We start from the raw sequence: 22,183 nt of genomic DNA, 5'->3' as shown, positions 1-22,183 counted from the left end.
TTAATTAAACCTGCTGATTATTATTTATTTTATTTTTAATTGAATTAACTATTTTCTATCGACCATTTTTTTAGAGGCAGCAAATCTAGTTGACGCTTCAAACAGGCGATAAGTCGCCACTAATTTACTCCCTATGGCGAAATGTTAGGCTGAAAAAGAATAAGCCTAATTAAATATTTCTCTTATGAGACAAAAATCAAGCAATCAAATAATTAATTGCTGGGAAAAACGCTACATACCAGATTTATCGACATTTGTTGCAGAAAACAACAGTTTAGATATTGATCAATTAATTAACTTAACATCCTCGCAAGGTAGAATTCAAACTGTTACAAAAGTTAGACGAATCCTAGAAATTAAATGTGAAGTTGCTGGTATCAAGAGCAATATTCTATTTTCTTATATTCCCAATGTTATTAAGTTAGCTGATTCAGCACAATTAGCCAAGTATATCCAATTAGCTTATGACAGAATGCTGGAAATTTATCAACAACAGTCGCATCTATCGGTAAATAACTCACTAGTAAGCAGAAATTTATCAAGAACTGTAGATATTTATAGTGATATCTTTAAACAGTGGGTAATGCCTGCAATTAGATTGCCAGCGACAGAATACCTAGCCAAAGAAATTAAACCTGCGATCGCGCAACTACGGCAGCAGCATTTATCCACAGAAGACTCACGGGCAATTGGTTTTGTTTCCACACAATTTCACTTCAGCACTACCTTTATTCTCAGTCAGCTTAAATTAGCTGAGCAAGTTTTACTCAGCCCTTATTTCAAGTTTGTTGAAGAGCAAGTTTGCATTCCTTGGCAAAGAGTCTGTGGCGCAGCGCTGGGACATTCTCTTGATTCCCCTAAATTAACACTGGTTCAACAACTCCTACCTGCATCCAGGGAAATTGCCTTGAGAGTCCATAGTCGAGCGGCACAATTACATCCTAATCATTACAGTCGTCGGGGTAAGCTCAATGATCCAGGGGTAAAGGCTTCCAGCATTCGGGACATAGAAATGTTCCAAGCTTATCTCTGGTTATGTGTATTAGAAGGAAGCATGGCAGCAGTAGAACAAGAACTACTCCCTTTATGCACTATGGTATTTCCTTGCATTGATGTTCAATGGGAACTAGTAGAACAAATTACACCTTTGCTGCTGGAAGAATTTCGCGATCGCTTAGAGCCAGAGCAGCTCAGTCTCTTATTGCCTTACACTCAAGCTATGCAGGGGCTGTTTTCTAGCCAACAGAGCCCTAAAATTTAGTTAAGGAAGTATCTGCTTACCTCCGCGACTGGGTAAGAGCAACGGTAAGTACATAAGCAAAATTAATTTCACACACTCCCCTCACTAAACAAGCATCTGAGGTTATTCTGTGTGTAATTTAATTGGCATACTTACTCATAAAGTTGCCACGCCAGGATTGAACCGATAGCGCTATCCTTCCCCATTCCGCTTTGCTGAGAATGGGGAAGGATAGCGCGTCAGGGACTTTGTTGATTCTGGATATATTTTTTGAGAGTTTCAATAGGCGCACCTCCACAAAAGGCAACATAATAAGAGTTAGACCAAAAGGAAACCTTACCCCAGTAATCTTGTTGTACCTCTTCGGGAAATTCTTTCTTGAGCATCCTTGCTGTAGAACTTTTTAGACTACCAGCGACAGCAGAGATTGAGTTTTTAGGATGGAAATCCAACAAAATATGTAGATGATCAGGTTCCCCATTAAACTCGATTAATTCACAACACATTTTATTTGCCACTTGCTTGACCATCTCTTGTAAACGGTCAAGCATTTTTGCTGTAAGTACTTTACGTCGATAGTAAGTGACAAACACAAAGTGTAACCGCACACTAAAAATACTATGAGAGCCTTTTCTGGGTTGCGTATTGACAAGGTATAGTTACTAAACTAAAGTTATCCGCATAACAGTCAGGTCAAGCAAGTTAATGGCTACCAAGCGCATTACTTTTAGACTTTATCCAACCAAAAAAGTAGGTGCGATTCGTTTAGCGGCAAACAAATAACCGCTACAACTCTTACTCCACAAAGGGGGTACAGCAGTTGAACTCTCGGTCGGATGGAGGTGTAAGTCCTCCTCATCAGACTCAGATGTGACTCCCAATCTGCCCACAGTGACCAAGCTCGATTCTTGGAGGCTGAAGCTGGGAACAGGGCGCAATCAGATATTCGGTATGGAATGACACTGGCGCTAATGGGGGGTTCTCACGGAGAAACAGAGCCTAGAAAAGCGACTTACACAGACGCAGGGCATATCACTCAACCCTGACGTTACCGGAGCTAATTCCCGCCACATTTTATGATTGATAGTGGCAAGAGTCTAGGGAATTCGGTAGTTGAGCGCGACCTGAACTGGTCGCTTAGTGGGACTTAGACAGATTTCAAGCCCAAACAAAGCCCAAAGCAGCTTTGTGAGCAAAGAATACGTCCCGATTGTGGTTCAACCACTCCATAAAACGAAAAGACATCGCTGTCCGAAACGCCTCTAATGCTTCAGTAAAGGTGTTTAAAGGTTTCGATGCCCAACGCCGTCTTAATCCTCCGGTTAAAGTGTGCCATAAAATAAATGTATAGGCACAAAACACAAGCATGAAATGTCTTATCAGGCTTCTATAATCTCTGACTTGATATTCAGATAAACCCAACCAGCCTTTGGCTTCCCGATAGAAAACTTCTACCCAATTTCTTTGAGAGTAGGTAGTTACTATCCAATCGGCTGTGGCTTTTGTTGATTCAACATTGGTAATAAAATAGTCAACATCACTAGCTTGGTCGAAGGTTGAGGCATTCATGACGATAGCAATTGTTCTCTTTCCTTCAAGCTGTGAGAGTTCAACTTCTACAGGAGCCACCCAAACGGTTTTCAGTTTATCTAGATTGATTTGAACAGGGGTAAAATCTTTTGGTGACAAGGATTCGGCTAACTTATCTAGGCGAATCTCTTCTCGTTGACTTATCCCTATTTCAATTATCACCTTACGGTTTTTGGCTAATCCTCCTATATACTTGAGTTTCCTTTTTTCCAGTTCCAGCAAAAACGTTGTGTTATTTCCATACCCAGCATCAATTAATACGATACCCGGTCGATATCCTCTGTTCATGCTGCGGTCAATTAATGCTAAGCCTAACTCCGGCTTTTTCTGGAATTCAATATCTTTTTTCCTTCAGCTAAAGAACTAGCGTGTTGAGATAACTCTATATCTAACGGTAGGCTTTTTTTCCCATCATATAGATGAGTTGTTACCACTACTATTCCGTTGTCTGTCTTCCCGATTTCTCCAATGTACTGTCGTCCTACTCCCGCCGTGAAATTGCCACTTTTCCTATGTCCTGAGTCATCTACAATTAACGTGAATCCTCTACTTATTCGGGTTGGGCTACACTGATTCATCACCAGTAGACGCCGCTCATTTACCTGTTGAGCATTCCAGGGGGCTTCCGTTAAAAAATGATGTAATCGGTGGTAAGTCACTCCCACCGCGTTATCCGCCATTTGAGACAGGTTTTTTCCTTCACTTTCCCCTAATAATCCCCCAATATAGTTCCTAAACTCCCTTTTTTGCGCTTGATGTCTCCAGACATCATCAAAGCGTTTGCACCATCTATCGAAGCAAGGAGGCATGGCGGCGGGGGTTGTCTCTTTCCTGTCTTACACTCTAATGTCAAATGGCTGCCATGCCTAAATTATACCTTTATTAACTCTTTATTTTCGTTTAAGTCCCGTTAGTACGGGAAGCCCACTTCCCTAGAGGATTCACGCCCTCTACCCCTACGTAAAAGACTCTTCTGGAGTCCGGTCACGTACCAAGTAAGCAATGAAAGGACGGAGTGCAGACCACGAAAGTAGCCGAAGCTGGCAGCCCAAAATGGTTAGGACAAAGGGGAGTTCTCGAATGGTAAACGAAAGTGAACTATCACTTAAACTGCGTTACCGGATAAGAAGCCAAATAAGGCTGACAGGCTTTGACCAAAAAGGTAAGTGAGTAGATTTATGATTTCGACTTTCATGAATCGTGTGAATATAACCCTCACCGCAGAATAGATAGTACCTAAACGAGAACAGACAACTAAGCGATACAACAGGGTAAACCCTACTAAGTCTATTGGAGGTCGATACCGATAGTAAGCCAAGGGCAACCGAAGCAGAACTCTTAGGAGGGTAGAGGATGGAAGAAAAAGCGAACGCTGGCTTGTAATGAGCCAGATAGGGTTGAAACATTATTCCTGACCGAAAGGAAAGCTGACTTCTTCTGGGTCTTATACGAAAGTAAAAACCCGACAAAGGAATCAAATCTGAGGACAAGTTAGATGGTGTCATCACTGACAACAAACGGACTAAAGAGACAGCTTGAAGACTGGAATCAGGTCAACTGGAAGAAGGTTAACAAGCTCGTTAGAAACCTACGTCAGAGAATCTTTCGTGCGAGAAGACTTGGCGATTTTCGTAAGCTAAGAAGCTTGCAGAAGTTGATGTTACGAAGCCACGCAAATTTACTGTTGTCTGTTCGACGTATCACTCAGACCAATCAAGGTAAAGCAACGGCAGGAATTGACAAAGAAGTTATCAATACCCCGTCGCAACGGGTGACTCTGGTAAACAACTGGAATGGGGGAAACCTCAAACCGACTCGGAGGGTGGAGATACCGAAGCCTAACGGGAAGAAACGACCGCTCGGTATCCCGACTGTGCGCGACAGAATCGAACAAGCAATAGTGAAGAATTCACTAGAACCAGAATGGGAAGCCATATTCGAGCAACACTCTTATGGTTTTCGACCGGGAAGAAGTTGTCAAGATGCCATAGAACAAAGCTTCATACGAACTTGTATGAGCAAAACAGGCAGAGACACTTGGGTTCTAGAAGCTGACATCAAGGGATTCTTTGACAATATTGCCCATGAATCCATCCTGTCCATGATGAGTAATTTTCCAAAAAGAGAACTTGTCAAAGGGTGGTTAAAAGCGGGTTTTGTGTTCCAAGGGAAACTAAATCCTACGGACAAGGCACACCACAAGGCGGGGTTATTTCACCCCTCTTAGCCAATATTGGATTGCATGGCTTAGAAACTTAATAAAAGCCACCAACTCAAAACTTGGTGTGGTGCGATATGCCGATGACTTTATTGTTACGGCTAGGACAGGGAAAGTCTTGAAATTGCTCAAAGTCTGATACAAGCATGGATATCAAAACGAGGTCTTGAATTAAGCGCTGAGAAGACGGTCATCACGTCAATGAAGGATGGCTTTGACTTCCTGGGGTTCAACTCCCGACACTACGATGGAAAACTTCTCATCAAGCCGTCCAAAAAGAAGGTTTTAGCCTTCTGTAAGCGCCTGGGGGAAGAAATCAAAAACCTCAGCAGTGTAGAACAAGAAGTTTTAATCAAAAAGCTGAATCCAATTCTCAGGGGTTTTGCTTACTACTACAAAGGGGTAGTTAGCAAAGAAACCTTCGGTTATATCCATCATCGGATATGGCAATACCTTTGGCGTTGGGCAAAACGTCGGCATCCCAACAAAAACTCAAAATGGATACGCAAACGTTACTTTAAAACTATTAAAGACAATCGGTGGACATTCGCTTGCACTACAAGCGACAGACGGGGTAAGGACAAAGAACTTGTCCTTTACCAAATAGCATCCACTCCTATCGTGCGTCATATAAAAGTCAAGGGTGACGCTAGCCCCGATAACTCCTTGTTAAAAGAGTATTGGGAAAAACGCCACCAGAAGCTTGGGAAAATCCGCTTCGATAAAAGTACTAAACCTTATACGATAGCAGAAAACCAAAACTGGAAGTGTCCAGAATGTGGCGACCCTTTACTCAGCGGGGAAGAAATCGAAATCCATCACATAGTACCTGTCGCTGAGGGTGGAACTGACGACGTGGAAAATCTTCAGCACTTGCATAAACCATGCCATAAACAGGTACACAAAACCCAAGTTAAATCTCGCTTGAAATAAGGCTTGAGCGCAGTGAGGTGGAAACTCTCATGCTGCGTTCTTAGGGGAGGGAAGAGAAGTGACTCTCGAACCTCACCCGACAGTGGCTACTCCTAACAGAACTAACAATCTGATTGAGGGAACGAATAAAAACGAGGCGTGGGTCTAGGAATGGTCGAATTCCAAGTAGGCAAGACGAGATGCGGAATTCCCACGTCACGGTAGGACGAAGCGTAATTGCTTCGAGGCATTCAGAAAACACCAAGTTGAGAAGAGCATGATTAGACACAGTGAAATAACTAGTGAATCTTGGAAGAAATTACCCTGGAAGAAATTTCGGAAAAATCTCTTTCGCCTTCAACGCAGAGTGTTTAAAGCAGTTTCAGTTGGCGACAAGCGCAAAGCTAGGTCACTCCAGAAATTGATTCTGAAGTCTTACGCAGCAAGGATGCTGGCAATTAGAAGAGTCACGCAGTTAAATGCTGGTAAGAAATCGGCAGGTGTTGATGGGAAAGTAGTCCTATCTGACAGCGAAAGATTCTCTTTGAGTTTGGAGCTAAGGAACAAGGCTGCCAATTGGAAGCATCAAGGGTTAAGAGAAGCACCAATCCCGAAAAAAACGGGAAAATCAGAACCCTTAAAGTGCCAACTATTGCGGATAGAGCTTGGCAATGCCTCGCTTACTTGGGGTTTTTTGCACAACCCCTCGAAGAGGTATATTCCACATTAGACCTCTTGCAAAAGTCCAGTAAAAAAGAGATAAATAGGTCAGTATGAGGGAAAATAATGACCTATGAAAAGGTGAAAGACCTAAAACCCCAAGAGTTCAAACGCCTTTGTGGAGTTAGAAAAGAGACGTTTGCTAAGATGGTTGAGTTAGTGGAAACAAATGAAAAACAGAAGATAAAAACCGGAAGACCGTCCAAATTAAGTCCAGAAAATCAAGTATTGATGACGCTCGAATACTTACGAGAGTACAGAACTTACTTTCATATCGGTCAACATTGGGGACTTAATGAATCAACAGTATATCGAATAATTCGTAAAACAGAAGATATTTTAATCAAGTCAAAGGAATTAAGGATTCCGGGAAAGAAACAACTATTGAAATCGGGAAACCCAATAGAGATAGCAGTTATCGATGTAACTGAAACTCCCCTGGAGCGTCCTCAAAAAAACAGAAAAAGTTCTACAGTGGCAAGAAAAAAAGCGCACTTTAAAATCTCAACTTATCGTTGAAAAAACAGCAAAGAGATTATCTGTATTGCATGCGGCAAGGGTAAAGAACACGACTTTAAGTTGTTTAAACGTAGTAAAACCAATCTAAAGACAGAGATACAGTGTCTCGGAGACCAAGGATATCAGGGAATAGCGAAAATCGACAAACAAAGTCGGATACCCCATAAAAAACCCAAGAAGAGCAAACTATCAAAAGAACAAAAAAAAGAGAATCATAAATTAGCTTCAGAGAGGATAGTGATTGAACATGTTTACCGTCGCCTCAAAATATTTAGAATTTTATCCGAGCGATATCGCAACAGAAGAAAAAGGTTTGGTTTACGCTTTAATTTAATTGCAGGCATCTATAATTACGAACTTCGTTTGAACTCAAATTAGTTAGCTGCCGCTACTTTTGCAAGAGGTCTATTGACCAATCTTAAAGGCAAAAGTAAAAAGACGTTAAGCAATCTTTGTCGGTTTGCACATAAGTTGAAAATCGTTACGCATAACGTGAAAATTTGGCACATAAGATGAAATTTATTTGCACATAAGCTGAAAAAACTCCCACAACCGCTAGTCTAAGGGGATTAACCTCAGATAACGGCGAGAAGTGAAGTGCCATCGGGAGCAGTCAGAGCCAGAAAAATCACCAATGCAGGCAACCGCAAGGTTATCGGCAAGTTTCCCAGCTTAAAGATGAACGCGGTTATCTGGTGGGAATCGCAGCTAGAACGCGACTACATCTACCTGCTCGAAATCGACCCAGAAGTCCTGTCCTATGGCGAACAGCCCTTGACGATTTCCTATACCGACAAAAGATATCTCCGGAATATAAACAGAGCGTGGGATAATAGCGACAAATGCAAAAAGTCAATCGCTCGTACGGAGTGTTATGGGTGCAATTTTAGAAGCCATCGAAAATAACCCCAAGGAGATTAAGCGCTTGCTTGGCATCGACCAAGAGCAATTTCGACAACTGATAGCTAAAACCGAGTTGCTGCATAAACAGAAGCAGGAGGAAATTGAGATAAAGAAGCTTCGAGTCAATAAAAAAGGGCGGAAAAAAACCTAAGTTATCTCAAAAAGAGCAAATTCTCTTGACTTTAATATACTTACGACATTCCCCAACATTTCAGTTGCTAGGTATCCAGTTTGGAGTCAGCGAAACTACGGCGAATGATATCTTCCACTATTGGCTACCAATCATCAGTGAAGCTCTCCCACCAACATTGATAGAACAAGTAAAAAAGTGCGAGGGAGATTATGAATGGTTACAGGAACTTTTAAGTGAACTCCAGCTAATAGTAGATACTTCAGAACAAGTTAGAGAGAGACCTGGAGGCTACCTAGAGCCAAAACAGTTCTACTCAGGGAAGAAGAAAACTCATACCATGAAAAATCAATTTATTGTCTTGCCAGATGGAAAGGATATCGTAGATATTCTCCCCGGAGTACCAGGGACCTAAAAGCGACATAAATTTGTTGAGAGAACGCTTTCGACAATTTGCCCCTAAGCAAAAATTTGGTGGAGACAAAGCCTATCAAGGAGAGGCACAGGTGACAACTCCATGCAAAAAACCTAAAGGTGGACAGTTAACTGATGAACAAAAACAACAGAATAGAGAGTTTTCTCAACAGCGAATTTTTGTAGAACACGTTATTCGTCTTATCAAAATATTTAACGTAGCCCGCGAGAGATTCCGTTTGAATTGTCTTAATTACAAGCCAGTAATCCTGGCTATTTGCGGATTAGTCAGACTCCGAATTAAGGCTTTAATTCTATCCTGTTAAAGTTCAGGTAGTAAAGGTGTTAAATGAGTTAATGGGGTGGCTATTTACAGAACAGAATTTAACAGCAACTACCTAAAAGCCTGATTTTGACGTTAAAACTGACTGGGTTGGCAGGTCTCGTTTAATCCTGGAAAAGCCAGTACCAGACGGGCATTGGGAGTTTTCGGAGATGTCTAAAGGGAAGCCAAGAAGATATACACCTGACTTTGTGGTCACTAGACCCCAAAAAACACAAGTTGTAGAAGTTAAACCGTCTAACCGAGCTGATACCGAGAAAAATCTCAATCTCTTCCGCAAAATCGCTCCAATTTGCACAGCTAACAACCAGGAGTTCGTTGTTGTCACCGAGCCAATGATTCGAGCGCAACCAAGACTCAACAATATCAAGCTGCTCTACAAATATGCCAGAGCCCCTATCGCTGTCCAACTATCTCGATTGCCTGCAATATTTTCACTCCACCGAACCGATTCGTCTACTCGATGCAGAGCGAGACTTGAAAGAGAGAGGAATTAATCGTTCTTTACTGTTGCGATTGCTTTGGTGTGGTTTTCTGGTGACTGACTTGATGCAACCCATTAACGCAGAAAGTCTAATTCAACTCTCAAAAGAGACACCCACCTGGGAGAGATTGAAAATCCAATGACCCGAATTTCTTTAAGAAAAGGACTACATCTAACCTGGCAAGGTCGTGAATACGTGATTGAGCAATGTTTAACAACAGGAGAAGTTCTTCTTCAAGACGTACTCACCAATCATCTATCCAGCCTCAAAGCCACAGCGTTAACTCAGTTGCTAGTTCAAGGGGAGCTTGAGTTTATTGAAGTTGAAGCTACAAGAGGAAAACAAAGCCATTCCCTAAAAGGATATATTAGCGCAGATTTTACTCAGCTCCCCTCAGAATTAAGAGAAGAATCGAAAAGAAAATACAGGTATATAGAACGGGTTCTCTCCAACAACATCTTGAAGCGAACTGAGTCAAACTTAAAACCCATTATCAACCAGGTGGCTCTTGAAATCGAAGATAGCCAACCTCCCTCATGGCTGACACTCTGGAGGTGGCTAAAGGATTACGAAGCATCGGGGCAAGATATTCGCTCTTTAGTACCCAAATATGTATCCAAAGGCAATCGTCAACCCCGACTCAACCCAGAAGTCCGGAAAATTATCTCCAAGGCAATTGAACAAGTGTATCTCAAACCCTCTCAAGCCTCCGGTGCTGATGTTTATGAACGGGTAATTATCGAAATTAATCAGTCTAATCGGCTGCGAGAAGCTATCGGGCAAGACTCCTTAGAAATCCCCAACATTGCAGCTATCTATCGTGCTATTCGCCAACTAGACCCTTACGTCAAAGCCGTGGGTCGCTATGGTAAAAGAATAACCAGCCAGATGTATGACCCAGTTCAAAAAGGTCGCATCCACTCCGCCCATTAGAAAGGGTGGAAATTGACCATACCAAATTACCACTGTTTGTTGTGGATACCCAAACCCGGATGCCGATTGGTACTCCTTGGCTGACCAGCGCCATCGATAAGTATTCAGGAGTAGTACTGGGTTATTACGCCAGTTTTGAGCCGCCTTCTTATTTATCGGTGATGCAATGCCTACTGCACGCTATTCGCCCTAAAAATTATCTTCACTCCCAATTCAAGAGCGTAGAAAATACCTGGGACACCTACGGTCTGCCGGAAGTGATTGTCGTTGACAACGGCAAAGAGTTTTACAGCACTCACTTTGAAGATGCCTGCCTTCAGCTTGGAATCGTCATCCAATACTCTCCCCCTAAAATGCCTTGGTACAAGAGTGCTATAGAACGGTATTTCGGAGCTTTAAATAGTCAGTTGCTTTCCGATGCTCCTGGAAAAACCTTCTCTAATTTTCTGCAACCGTCTGATTACGACCCCAAAAAGAATGCGGTAATTTCGTTTAAAGCTCTACAAGAAATTCTCCATATTTTTATTGTCGATATCCATAACCAGAGTTCCCATCCCGAACTGAAATCTCCTCGCTCTAAAGTGTGGGAATTAGCGATTACTGAATGGACGCCAGCTTTACCTCCGTCTAATCAAGAACTGAAAGTTTTAGTGGGCAGCATCACCACCCGAAAAGTTACCAGAAGAGGAGTGGAGTTTGAAGGTCTGCTCTACAACAGCAGCGAACTGGCTCGGCTGCGGTCAAATCATCAAAGTACTGAGAAAGCAACGGTTAAGTATGACCCCACTGATTTATCTTGCATCTATGTCTTAGACCCCACAACTCATCAATTTTTAGAGGTGCCTGCGCTTTGTGTTGAATACACTAAAGGGTTGACCCTCTGGCAGCACCAAGTCGTTAAACAACTGGCACGCCAAGAAGCTGAAACAGTGGACATTGTGGCTTTGTCCTTAGCCAAAGAAAAGATTCAACGAATTGTCGAGCGGGAATGGAATTCATCAAAGAAAGGTCGAACTCGGACTGCAATGGCGAGGTGGTTGGGGATTGGACGGTCTGGTTCTGGTGAGTGTAGTCAAAGCCAAGAATCGAACGACAGCAGCAGTCAACCTCATTCGAGATCAGGACTCTCTGACTTGGGCAGTACCCATAATCCCAACCCTGCCCAAGAATCTCTGCCATCACCAGAACTACCACAGACATCTCAACCCAAGTCCCGTCGTCGGTCATCCACCAAGGCGGGTGGTCAGAAAGTCAACTCGCCAGCTCAACCCGAAAACCATGATACTTCAACCGATAATTGGCAGCCAGATTTATCGGGATGGGATGTCAGCATCGGGTTACCAACTTACCCCAGTGAGGTCGAACCTGATGCAGATAGATAAAAAGTCGTTACAAACTATGACCTTTAAAGAGCGGCTCTACATTGTCAATAACATCTACGTCGTCTATCCCCGGTTCAAGGAAATTCTAAGTGCCATCGATGATTGTCGTCATTTTTCGGACTTGAAAGATGAACCGGAATGCTTATTTTTAAAGGGTGCGACGGGAGCCGGGAAAACTACGCTCATCAAGAGCTATGAAAAAGATTATCCCAGAAAAGAAACTCCAGAAGGGACTGTAGTTCCCATCCTGTCGGTCACGATTCCTTCCCCGGCTACCGTCAAAAGCGTCGTCAGTAAGCTGCTTTGGGAACTGGGAGACCCAGCCTATGAGCGGGGCGCTATCAGCAATCAGACAATTCGACTGATTGGATTGATGAAAGATTGTGGGGTATCCCTTGTTTTCTTAGATGAATTCCAACATTTTATTGACCGAGATTCAGCCAAAGTCCTCAAAACGGTATCTGACTGGTTGAAGGACTTGATATTAGATACAAAAGTGCCAATGGTTTTAATTGGACTGCCGGAGGCGGAAACCGTTTTTCAGTTCAACCCGCAATTGAGCCGGAGGTTTGCGAATCGGCATAATCTTAGTCCTTTTGAGTGGTCGGTGGATGCTGGGAAAGAATTTCGCACGTTTCTCCACGCAGTCGAGTCTCAACTTCCCTTATTGAAGCCGTCGGATTTGGCTAGTGAGGAAATGGCACTCCGTTTTTACTATGCCTCGGATGGAATTGTCGCCTACGTCATGAAGCTGGTTCGGTATGGAAAGACATCTAGCACTCAAACAAGGCAAAGAAAAACTGGACTTAAATGTTTTAGCAATTGCTTTTGACAAGTATGTCAAAGCCGATAAGCCAACTAAGCACAATCCTTTTTTAACTGATGAATTTATGGAGGATAGTCAAGAGAATCTGACTTTTTTCAAGCCAGCTCAGGTTGGAGCTACTAACTCCAGAATCAAACCGAAGAAGAAAACTAAAAAGGTATCTGATGTTTTGCATAAATAGAGTAAGAGAGCAGTAAGCATCATCGTGAAGAGTAGAAGACTGTTGAGGAGACCTCGACCCTATCCCGATGAAAGTCTGGGGGGTTATATCATCCGACTTACTGAGACCAACTACTACTCGTCTCCTAAGTGGATTTTTCAAATGTCCGGTTTAAGAGCAAGAGGAATATATGGCAATGTCTTCAATCGTGAGAAAGATGATTTATCTAGGCTGAGCAATATTTCTGATGTCGAGGCAGATATTCTTTGGTCGATGGCATTTCCTGCCAATACCTTGATTTACCCTAAAGCTGTGAAGCAAGTTAAGGTTTTTGGCAATATTGTTCCAACTGATGCTTTAAATCGCCAGCAGATTCAACTGTGTCCGATTTGTTTGCAGGAAAAACCTTATTATCGTTTCTTTTGGGAGTTATCAGTTGTTAGTGCCTGTCCTCTTCATCATTGTTTACTGATTGATAGATGTCCCCAGTGTCAAGAGCCGATTCCCTGGTCTAGACCTAAAATAGCTATATGCTCCTGTCAATTTGACTGGCGCTCTTTCCAGCCGCCAGCCGTGGAAAACGAACACATCACCTTATCCAGTCTTATCTATAAGCTGTGTCATCTAGGGGGTTTGCCTTCTGAGAATCACTTAAGAGTATCTTCAGATAATCCTGTGACTCAATTAAATTTGGGGAGTCTAGTGAATCTTTTAGTTTCTCTGTTAAGATTTTGTCGCCTTCCGGGAATTAGATACCAAGTGTTTCCGCCCAAAGAAGCCAGTTTAGCATTTGACTTGAAATCGGTAAGTGAGTTTGAGCGAGTTTTTGCTTTATTGAAAAATTGGTAGGATAACTTCTGTCAATTAATGGATAGGCACGAGGTTTTTCTTGGATATGGTGCTTCTAACAGATATGTTTATGGTTGGCGGTTCAGAGATGTTATGATTTTTTTTGAATCAGTGTTTATTTGGTTCGCTCAAGAGTCTTGGGAATTTATCCAAGAGGTCTTCGCCGATTATTTTGAAAGATTTTTGAGAAAGGTTGCCATTAAAAATATCCAGATATCTTTCTATAAAAAATTTCGGTATTACTCAATTTGTATCTCGTTAACTCGAAAAACTCGTCTAACCGAAAAATTAGCATCTAGGTCGGAACTGGAAGGACTAACCTTAGCTAAACTTTTTGCTGAAAGTCGAATCGATATGTATAAAGAAACCCTTTTCTTTCGGATGAGATACTTCTCTGACTGCTTCTAGATTTTAGATGTATAGAGAGCCGGAACAATACCTACTCTCTCATTTGGAGCTTTCGACCCCAAACCTCACTGACGGAAGTTCTCCCTAAAGGGAGAACTTCCCACCTCTGGAATGATTGTCATTCTCTGTTAGCCGGCTCTAGTACTTCTCTAGTTCTCCTCCACGGCTCTCAAAGCCTTAACCAATTCCGGTTAAGGGCTGGAATCCAGCGCCTGAGGGTCGAAAATTTCATCTAATGCGTCATAAGGGTAGGAAATTTTCATCTATTGGGTCAAAATTTTTCATCTTATGTGCAAATCAGAGGGCTGAAAGTGCTGTCAGTCCGTGGGAAAAATTTCAACTTATGTGCAAACTTACAATTTCCTTGGCTGGCACTTCCGGGTGCAGAGCAACGGGAAGTTTAGATGTGTCCCTTCAGAGGATAACTACAAAGCTTTCCGTAAGAAAGTAAAATCCATCGTCAATAACTCAAATTATGGTTCCACTGTCAAAGCCGAGAAATTGGCACCAGTGGTTAGAGGCTGGAGGAATTACCACAGGTTCTGCAAGATGGAGGGGGAAGAAATTCCCTTTACCACTTAGAAACTAGAGCCTTCAAGGTATTCAACAAGGAATCGAAACAGAATCGTTACTCTAGTAAGAAATTACTAGACAAAGCGTTCCCATCGGTTCCTTACTCTGAAAATAATGGGTCAATGTTAAGGGCGAGAAATCACCCTATGACGGCGATCTAGCCTACTGGAGCGGGCGAAACAGCAAGCTCTACGACGGCGAAACCTCTAAAGCCTGCAAAAGGCAAAACCATACCTGTGGTTTTTGTGGATTAAAGATGCTTAGTGGGGAAAAGATTCATCTGCACCATGCAGACGGAAACCATAACAATTGGAAGAAAAAGAACCTTCTAGCTGTCCACCGAAGCTGCCACCAACTACACCACAGAGGCAAAAGCTACGGCTAAGAATGTCGGGAGCCGGATGCTCCGAAAGGCGCACGTCCGGATCTAAATGAGAGGTGCGGAGGATAATACCTCCCATCGACTCAACCCTAATAAGATGCATTCTTGGCGCCAGCTTCACTGTGCTTTATACAATGCTTGTGTTGAGCATCGTAGAACTTCTTATCAAAGGTTCAATAAGTCGGTTGGTTACTACGACCAACAGGATTGTTTGCCTGAATTTAAGAAGTGTTGGATAGAGTACAAAGAGCTTGGTAGTCACGCATTGCAAGATACCGTTAAACGTGTTGATTTCGCTTTCCGGAGGTTTTTTAAGCTCAAGTCAGGATATCCAAGGTTTAAAGCTAGTCGTCGTTATAAAGGCTGGACTTATCCTTGTAAGTCAGGGTGGAGTGCCTCATTGCGAAAAATGTGATTATCAATGCGATAGAGATGTTGCAGCGGCAATGGTTATGCTTCAATATGCAAGGGGGCAGGAACTGTCCTCTTCAGGCGTAGATGAGTCCACCTCTGTTTATTGCCGAAGCTTTAAGCAAGTTGCTCAAGTGAAGCGTCAGAAACGTACAGCTCAGCAATAGCGGCTGTACGTAGTTCAGAATAGTGAGTCAGGAAGCTACTTTGACCAGACCAATTAATCTCTTCGAGTATGAATCATTAGCGCCACAGCATCTATCCCCAATGGCGCTGGATTATTACGCTAGTGGTGCTTGGGATGAAGTGACTCTGCGGCATAACCGCACTGCTTTTGAGCGATTAAAACTCCGCCCTCGAATGCTGGTGGATGTCTCTCAACGAGACTTGATCACAGAAATTCTAGGGCAGTTTTTCCCACTGCCAATTTTGATTGCGCCGATGGCTTTCCAATGTCTAGCTCATCCAGAAGGAGAATTAGCCACAGCAAAAGCAGCAGCCGAGTTGGGAGCAGTGATGGTTCTCAGCACAATGTCCACTAAAAGTTTAGAGGAAGTGGCGCGGCTAAGGCAAGAGACAAACCCATGGTTTCAGCTATACGTGCATCGCGATCGCTCTCTCACTCAAGCTTTAGTAGAACGCGCTGAGGCAAATGGTTTCACCGCTCTTTGTTTAACAGTAGATGCACCAGTTCTAGGGCGTCGAGAAAGAGATCAACGCAATCAGTTTACTCTGCCTCCAGAGATGGAACTGGCGAATTTAACGACAATGGCTAACTTAGAGATTCCCCAAACAGAGGGAGAGTCGGGGTTATTTACTTACTTTACTCAGCAGCTTGACCCAGGTCTTACCTGGCGGGATGTAGAATGGCTGCAATCTTTAACCAAATTGCCTGTCGTAGTCAAAGGAATTTTGCGAGGAGATGACGCACTGCGGGCGGTGGAACACGGTGTCAAAGCAATAATTGTATCTAATCATGGTGGTAGACAGTTAGATGGGGCGATTGCTACTATCGATGCCCTACCTGAGGTGGTAGCTGCAGTGGGAGACGCCGCAGAAGTCTTGATTGATGGAGGCATTCGGCGCGGTACTGATGTATTTAAAGCCCTAGCTTTGGGAGCTAAAGGGGTACTGGTGGGACGTCCCGTGTTATGGGGTTTAGCAGTAGATGGAGAGGCTGGAGTGCGACATGTGCTGCAACTATTACGGGATGAGTTGGATGTGGCAATGGCTTTGAGTGGTTGTGCCAACCTAAAGGATATCGATGCCAGTTTTGTGAAGCGGTTGTAGAAATTCTTAATTCGAGCATGGCAATCCTATGTGAACAAGGGCATGCTTATTACTTATTACTTACTACTTACTACTTACTACTTACTACTTACTACTTACTACTTATTACTTACTACTTACTACTTATTACTTATTACTTATTAAGGGGGACAAGAGAGAGGTGATTGCATCTATGGCCAGTTGGCCCCGTTCGCCACATTTCAGATTTGAGGGTAGATCAAGCTGAGGTGCTTTACCTCAGCGCGGCTACCGATCTCGGTGATGATGGTCTCTTTACTTCTGCTGTCTACATTGCTGGTGTATTTAGTGTACAGGGTAAGCAAATTTCTTTCCGCCAGAATCCTAATTTAGTTACCGTTTATCATTTAGACAATCACAAAATAGAAGCTATTGAACTAGTACCAGAGGCAGCAGGTGGCGTATTCCTGGGTACGGATGACGAAAATAAGGGTTCATCTATCTTTAGTGGAAAAGATAGCCTATGCGAACCCCCGGTATTAGGAAGATAACGACTTTGATAAGAACCTGATGTTGTGTCTCCTCAAAACCCCCCTTACAAGAATTGAGGGCTTGAGTTCAATTTTCTTTAATCAGTGCTATTTCACTATAATTTTGTTCCTAAGATGTCAGCTTTTTGGTAAATTATGGGTCTATTTTCAAGCTAAACTGCGCAAAAAATAAAAGCGATCGCTCTGCCAATTTTTCCCTTTAATTCGCCCTAAATAACCAGTCAAAGGGGAGGAAAGTTCAACTAAAATTTCGTGCATTTCTTGGGGGCTTAATTGTGGAGTCTGACTAGAGGCAGAATAGGTATTGTGTAAGGCATCAATTGCTGTATCCTTAAGCCCCGCGTTATGCAGATAATTTTTAACTAGCTGCACTAGATGCGATCGCACTTTGATATTTTGGCGTACTTCAGCTAAATATTGCTCGACTTTTTCATCAATCAAGCCATAGGTATCCTGGAAGTATTCCTTGAGCTTGATTAAGTCGATACAGCCTTGGTGCTGTGCTTGCATTTCCACCAGACTTTGCAGAGTTTCTGGATGAATCACGCTGATTTTATGCTCCTTGGCGGTTTGTAAGGCAGTGGGAGTTAATTTAGCTGGTGCCACAATTAACCTGAGACAATAGTCATACTTTGCTTGAAGATGTTTATAGTCTAGCTTGGACAGTTCTAGTAGCATCTGCTCAAGCTGTTTTTCACTGAAGTTTGCTTGACATTTTCCTACTATTGGATAGGGAGCTTCGCTATAAAAATCTAGGGTATCAGTGCCGAGATTTACCTCAGATTCAAGACTAGCTTGTCGGTTTTCATTAGAGTTAGTAAAACCTAGTTTAAGTAAGCCTTGACGTACTAGCTGGTTAAACTCTTGGGCATCACCAGAATTGCCTACTTTAGCTATTGTTTCTATCCAGATTAAATCAGAGTCTACTCGCTGGAGGGGTTGAGGGCTAACCCAACCGAGAAAAGATTTGATTTCTTGAGCAAGTTCTTTGGCAGCGAAGTTGGTGTCGGCAAGAGGTACAATCTCTCTATGCAACCACTCGAATTTACACAGTGGTGGTAGTTGTCGCTCTTTCATCTGGCGAGAGCGTTGTTCAAAAAAGACTCTGCCAAACACGGGCGTTGTCTCAGTTACCGTCAGGGGTTGCGGCAAAGGCATAAACCGACCATTGGCAACTGTGGGTATTTCTAGAGGCTGAGGTAGTCGATACACGCGCAGGTAAGCCAGAAAGATGTATCCTCGCTTCTTGAAAGTTTGCTGCAAGGCTTCTTTTGTCCATACTGTCAGCCGCGACAGAAGCTCAACAGAGTCTGTATCGTCGAGAATTTGGCATAATTCGCACCTCGCCCAGGCTCTAATTAAAACTGTCTCAGAATCTAGTTCAGCTAAGCTCTGTTGAGCCATCTGGAGAAAGTTTGAGCGGTAATACTGCTCAGTAGGTAGGGCGTTGGTGAAAGTATCACAGGGATAGAGAGCAAATTGTCGCCCCGGATTAACGAAAATTCCGGGCATAGCAGCAATGGTTTGCCCTTGGAGTAAGGCTTCTACGTCAGGCGCAGGTAGAGGGAATGCGGTATTAATGATCACTGATGTATTCATTGCTAGTCAGCCCTGCTGGTTGGCAAGTCAGTTGGTCATCTGAACTCCCTACTTATCCTAAATCACGCCGGAAGTAGAAATGATAATTCCCGGAACTACCCTTGGTACGCCCTAAATAGCCGATTAAGGGGGAGGAAAGCTCGATGAGAATTTCTAGTAGCTCTTGTTTCCCTGAAGCCTGGGGTGGGTTGGATTGGACAAACCCACCGTAAAGTTCATCAATCCCGGCATTCTCTTGGTTGGCTCTTTCTAAAAAGTCTTTAACTAGCTTAACAATGTGCGATCGCAGCTTAATATTTTTTTCAGCTTTGTCGATGTAACCATTTACTTTATCATCTGCTGAGCCAAAAGGGGTTTGTTGCAAACATTGCTTGAGTTCCAGTAAGTCTACAGAGCCTTGATACTCTGCATGTAGTTCCACCAGTCTTTGTAGCGTTTCTGGGCGAATGACATTCATTTGATTTTCTGTAGCTGTTCTCAGGGCGTGTTTATTTAACTCTCCCGCCGCTACGATTAATTTAATGGAGCGTTCATACTGAGCTTTACCCAGATGATTCATACCAATTTTGAGTAGTTGCGCAGGTGCACCATCGGTGACTTTCTCGGTTTTGGTTGCTTTGCATTCACCTACTATTGGGTAAGGAGCTTCACAGTAGAAATCCATACCACCAGCACCACCTGTTGAGTCTGGAGCCAAACTAGAACCTGTAAAGCCTAATTTTAATAAACTCCTGCGCACTAGTTTTTCAAAGGTTTGGCCGTCGCTAGAGTTTCCGACATTGGCAATTGTCTGAATCCAAGCTAAATCTGAGTCAATTTGTTTTGTTATTTTAGTACTGTCCCAGCCTAAAAATGTTTTAATATTTTGGTCTAGTGCTGCTGCTGCTGGCTTATTGATTGAGAGTTTCGCGATCGCACTTTGTAATTCTTCTAATTCTGGATATTGCGGCGGTTCTAGTTTTTCCAGTTGGCGACGACGTTGGGAGAAAATGCGATCGTTTAGTACTGGCATTGCCTCGGAAACACTCAGCGATCGCGGCAAAGGTACAAAATGACGTTCTTGGTTATATACTGGCAATTCTATGGGCTGAGGTAGCAAATAAACGCGCAGGTGAACTAGAAAAATATGAGGTCGTTGTAGAAGGATTTGCTGCAATGCTTCTGTTGTCCAAACTGTTAAGTGGGACAAAGATTCTAGCTTTGCTGGATTATTGAGCATCTGGCATAATTCACACCTCGCCCAAGCTTTAATCAAAACTGTGTCAGAAGACAGTTTGGCTAAAGTTCTTTGGGCAATGGGCAAAAAACTTGAGCGATAGTATTGCTCAGGTGGCAGAGAGTCACTCAAAGTATCGCAGGGATAAAGAGCAAATTGCCGTCCTGGGTTGACAAATATCCGAGGCATTGCAGCAATCATTCGCCCTTGAATTAAGGCTTCAACGTCTGGTGAGGTTAGGCTTAAGGCGGTTGGGAGCGAAACTTGCTGACTCATTATGTATCGCCTTATACGTTTAATTCAATGCCATCAGCTACATCAGAGACATTCTGAGGAACTCTCATCGGCAAATCTTCATCTGTTAGATTATCTGGTTCCTGACCTGACGGATCGCTTAAAATTTCTCGAATAAGGGGATTATTGATAGCTAATTTCTTTTGCTCGATGAAGTCGAAAATTTGCTCCTCGCTCAGTTCATAACTTTCTCGATTTTGATAGACAGACAAGATGGCTAGAAGAGGTTTAATGTCTTGCTCTTGTAGTAGAACCCATTCTCCACCTTTTTCAGTCAAAAGTATTCCGACACATTGTTGAGCAACTCTGGCACCAGGATTGATTGTTTTAGAACGAACTAGGCAACCACGAGTTAGATCAAATCTTTCATAATCAATTAGCCGCTTTAAGGCTGCCCCCTGATATCTTCCTCCAGATTGCTCAAGAACAGCTACTCCAATTTTAACTGCTTGTTTATTTTCTGTACCGACTATTTTGAAGTGAATGTATCCTTGGCTATTACCTTGTATTTCTTTGACTTCATCAATGGTTACTCCCTCTATTGTTTGCTGACGAAGAGTTGAGAAAGCTAATTTTAAAGCCTCAGCAATTTCATTATTGTTCTCTTCTGATAAAACATCTATATTTCTTTTGATGCCATCTAATTCCGTTTCAAAACAAAGTTCAACAATGTTTTTTTGAGGTTTTCTATTATCTGCAAGTTTAAAGTTTTCCGCACACCATCTTATAACCGATCTTAACGTAGGCTTTTGCTTACCCATATCCCTAAGTTTACTTTCGTCAAATGGATAGAGAGGATAAGGTGGCTTTTGTTGATTTTCACCATAAAACTCTTTGAGCCAATGAGATACAAGATCAATAACATTATCTGAGTTTAAATATCCGAGTTTTAGTGGTTGCATGTCTGTACGTTCGCTAACTAAACGAGCCATGGCCGCCTCAGCATTGGGTAAAACTCTAACTTGGTAAGTCCAAGTTTCAGCATACATAGCTAGTAAGAAAACACCACGTTTAAGGGTGTTGTATAAATCTTTGGTTAAACTAGCAATAAGCTGTGCTAGAGTAAAACCATTTTCATCAATATCCAAAGAATCGAGTTCATCAAAGCAAATGATCGGCACTCGATAATCACTTATGATATCAAGAATTTGACGTGCTTTATTGAAGGCTTCTACTTCTCTATCTTCTCGTTTAGGATTGGGTAGCCCCATCGTTTCTGCTTGGGTCTGACTTAACTCCAAACCCGATAACCAGTGGGTTGCATATGGAGCATGAGAAGGGGAAAGTGTCCACAAAATTGCCGTAACGATATAAGGATCGTCTATATCAGGTTTAACCTGAAGAACAAGATTGGTGAGCCTATCAACTAGCTTATTTGAATATTTTCTCAACCAATTAGGGAAACTAGCAATATATTGCTTAGGAGTGTAATTCCAATTTTTGGCTTCATTAATCAAAGCAGCAGCAATTTCCTGCCATTGCATTACCCCTTGGCTACCAAAGGCTCTTAGGCTAGTAGTTACATTGTTAATAAATTTAGCCTTGATTTGGTTTAAGTTGTCATATTTACTCATGTATACAAACAAAGCATCACTATTAGCTTGGTAGTGATGACGAATCCGACTGATAATATGGCTTTTGCCTAGTCCTTTTTCGGCCGTGATAGTAATTCCTACGGTTTGACGTTCCCCGCGACGCACTTTAGCAACTGCATCAAACACAGCATCAGACGCATGAGCATTAATTGAAGGAACATCAGGAAAACCTTTTCCCCAAATTTGTAATGGTCTGACAACACTATGTCCAGCAAAGGGATTTTTACTTTTGATTAATTCTTCAATGGAAGACATAAATCTAGTACTTGTGGTGTGATGTGA

16 protein-coding genes and 7 pseudogenes are annotated in these 22,183 nt (G+C 42.6%); 18 read left to right on the top strand and 5 right to left on the bottom strand.

Going from position 1 to position 22,183, the window contains the following annotated elements; genetic code table 11:
* Window positions 1-184: 184 nt before the first annotated feature.
* On the top strand, window positions 185-1,261 hold the full coding sequence (locus ACT7WV_RS16340) for a hypothetical protein (protein WP_445103888.1): 1,077 nt from the start codon (window positions 185-187) through the stop codon (window positions 1,259-1,261).
* 218 nt (window positions 1,262-1,479) lie between these two features.
* On the opposite strand, the pseudogene tnpA reads toward ACT7WV_RS16340, so the two are convergent.
* Both tnpA and ACT7WV_RS16330 read right to left on the bottom strand, forming a co-directional pair.
* Window positions 1,480-1,881, bottom strand: a pseudogene (gene tnpA / locus ACT7WV_RS16335) (IS200/IS605 family transposase); the annotation flags it as partial.
* A 517-nt stretch (window positions 1,882-2,398) separates the two neighbouring features.
* A pseudogene (locus tag ACT7WV_RS16330) lies at window positions 2,399-3,639 on the bottom strand (IS701 family transposase).
* Window positions 3,640-4,325: 686 nt separating this feature from the next.
* Between ACT7WV_RS16330 and ltrA the strand changes: the two are divergent.
* The 17 genes and pseudogenes from ltrA to ACT7WV_RS16235 all read left to right on the top strand — a co-directional run bounded on the left by ltrA (window position 4,326) and on the right by ACT7WV_RS16235 (window position 17,197).
* Window positions 4,326-5,981, top strand: a pseudogene (gene ltrA / locus ACT7WV_RS25875) (group II intron reverse transcriptase/maturase).
* Window positions 5,982-6,237: 256 nt separating this feature from the next.
* Window positions 6,238-6,641, top strand: a pseudogene (locus tag ACT7WV_RS16315) (reverse transcriptase N-terminal domain-containing protein); the annotation flags it as partial.
* Between the two features lie 105 nt (window positions 6,642-6,746).
* Window positions 6,747-7,577 (top strand): annotated as a pseudogene (locus tag ACT7WV_RS16310) (IS5 family transposase).
* A 219-nt stretch (window positions 7,578-7,796) separates the two neighbouring features.
* Window positions 7,797-8,105: a hypothetical protein gene (locus ACT7WV_RS16305; protein WP_445103884.1), complete on the top strand. Its 309-nt coding sequence runs from the start codon at window positions 7,797-7,799 to the stop codon at window positions 8,103-8,105.
* Window positions 8,074-8,253, top strand: coding sequence for a hypothetical protein (locus ACT7WV_RS16300; RefSeq protein ID WP_445103883.1), 180 nt, complete (start codon window positions 8,074-8,076; stop codon window positions 8,251-8,253). The genes ACT7WV_RS16305 and ACT7WV_RS16300 overlap by 32 nt, the downstream gene beginning before the upstream one ends.
* 25 nt (window positions 8,254-8,278) lie before the next feature.
* Entirely contained in the window at window positions 8,279-8,647 is a 369-nt protein-coding gene (locus ACT7WV_RS16295; protein WP_445103882.1) for a helix-turn-helix domain-containing protein, read from the top strand.
* Window positions 8,648-8,663: 16 nt separating this feature from the next.
* Window positions 8,664-8,972 carry a transposase family protein gene (locus ACT7WV_RS16290; RefSeq protein ID WP_445103881.1) on the top strand — a complete coding sequence of 103 codons (309 nt, stop codon included), beginning with the start codon at window positions 8,664-8,666 and terminating at the stop codon, window positions 8,970-8,972.
* A 169-nt stretch (window positions 8,973-9,141) separates the two neighbouring features.
* Window positions 9,142-9,486, top strand: a complete 345-nt coding sequence (locus tag ACT7WV_RS16285; protein ID WP_445103880.1) for a TnsA endonuclease N-terminal domain-containing protein — start codon at window positions 9,142-9,144, stop codon at window positions 9,484-9,486.
* Window positions 9,374-9,616, top strand: a complete 243-nt coding sequence (locus tag ACT7WV_RS16280; RefSeq protein ID WP_445105743.1) for a hypothetical protein — start codon at window positions 9,374-9,376, stop codon at window positions 9,614-9,616. The genes ACT7WV_RS16285 and ACT7WV_RS16280 overlap by 113 nt, the downstream gene beginning before the upstream one ends.
* A complete protein-coding gene (locus ACT7WV_RS16275) occupies window positions 9,613-10,407 on the top strand; it encodes a hypothetical protein (RefSeq protein WP_445101775.1) in 795 nt (264 codons plus the stop codon). The genes ACT7WV_RS16280 and ACT7WV_RS16275 overlap by 4 nt, the downstream gene beginning before the upstream one ends.
* A gap of 5 nt (window positions 10,408-10,412) precedes the next feature.
* Window positions 10,413-11,789 (top strand): Mu transposase C-terminal domain-containing protein, encoded by a 1,377-nt coding sequence (locus tag ACT7WV_RS16270; RefSeq protein ID WP_445103879.1) that lies wholly within the window; start codon window positions 10,413-10,415, stop codon window positions 11,787-11,789.
* Window positions 11,790-11,805: 16 nt separating this feature from the next.
* Window positions 11,806-12,621 carry a TniB family NTP-binding protein gene (locus ACT7WV_RS16265; protein WP_445103878.1) on the top strand — a complete coding sequence of 272 codons (816 nt, stop codon included), beginning with the start codon at window positions 11,806-11,808 and terminating at the stop codon, window positions 12,619-12,621.
* Window positions 12,622-12,820: 199 nt separating this feature from the next.
* Window positions 12,821-13,624, top strand: coding sequence for a TniQ family protein (locus ACT7WV_RS16260; protein ID WP_445103877.1), 804 nt, complete (start codon window positions 12,821-12,823; stop codon window positions 13,622-13,624).
* A gap of 765 nt (window positions 13,625-14,389) precedes the next feature.
* Window positions 14,390-14,990 (top strand): annotated as a pseudogene (locus tag ACT7WV_RS25870) (HNH endonuclease); the annotation flags it as partial.
* Between the two features lie 46 nt (window positions 14,991-15,036).
* Window positions 15,037-15,384, top strand: a pseudogene (locus ACT7WV_RS16245) (RNA-guided endonuclease InsQ/TnpB family protein); the annotation flags it as partial.
* 221 nt (window positions 15,385-15,605) lie between these two features.
* Window positions 15,606-16,688: an alpha-hydroxy acid oxidase gene (locus tag ACT7WV_RS16240; protein WP_445103873.1), complete on the top strand. Its 1,083-nt coding sequence runs from the start codon at window positions 15,606-15,608 to the stop codon at window positions 16,686-16,688.
* Between the two features lie 164 nt (window positions 16,689-16,852).
* Window positions 16,853-17,197: a hypothetical protein gene (locus tag ACT7WV_RS16235; RefSeq protein WP_445103872.1), complete on the top strand. Its 345-nt coding sequence runs from the start codon at window positions 16,853-16,855 to the stop codon at window positions 17,195-17,197.
* A 147-nt stretch (window positions 17,198-17,344) separates the two neighbouring features.
* Here ACT7WV_RS16235 and ACT7WV_RS16230 read toward each other — a convergent pair whose 3' ends face one another.
* Genes ACT7WV_RS16230 through ACT7WV_RS16220 form a run of 3 tightly spaced genes read right to left on the bottom strand, consistent with a single transcriptional unit; the run spans window position 17,345 to window position 22,156 of the window.
* Complete coding sequence (locus tag ACT7WV_RS16230) at window positions 17,345-18,796, bottom strand: DUF1802 family protein (protein WP_445103871.1); 1,452 nt, start codon at window positions 18,794-18,796, stop codon at window positions 17,345-17,347.
* 52 nt (window positions 18,797-18,848) lie between these two features.
* On the bottom strand, window positions 18,849-20,288 hold the full coding sequence (locus ACT7WV_RS16225; protein WP_445103870.1) for a DUF1802 family protein: 1,440 nt from the start codon (window positions 20,286-20,288) through the stop codon (window positions 18,849-18,851).
* 11 nt (window positions 20,289-20,299) lie between these two features.
* The gene (locus ACT7WV_RS16220; protein ID WP_445103869.1) at window positions 20,300-22,156 is read right to left on the bottom strand and encodes an ATP-binding protein; all 1,857 of its coding nucleotides are present in this window, start codon (window positions 22,154-22,156) and stop codon (window positions 20,300-20,302) included.
* Between the last annotated feature and the right edge of the window lie 27 nt (window positions 22,157-22,183).

The organism is Symploca atlantica LB2515 (assembly GCF_052546295.1).
The sequence above is the reverse complement of the archived record's forward strand: the minus strand, read 5'-3'. Positions and strand labels throughout refer to the sequence as shown.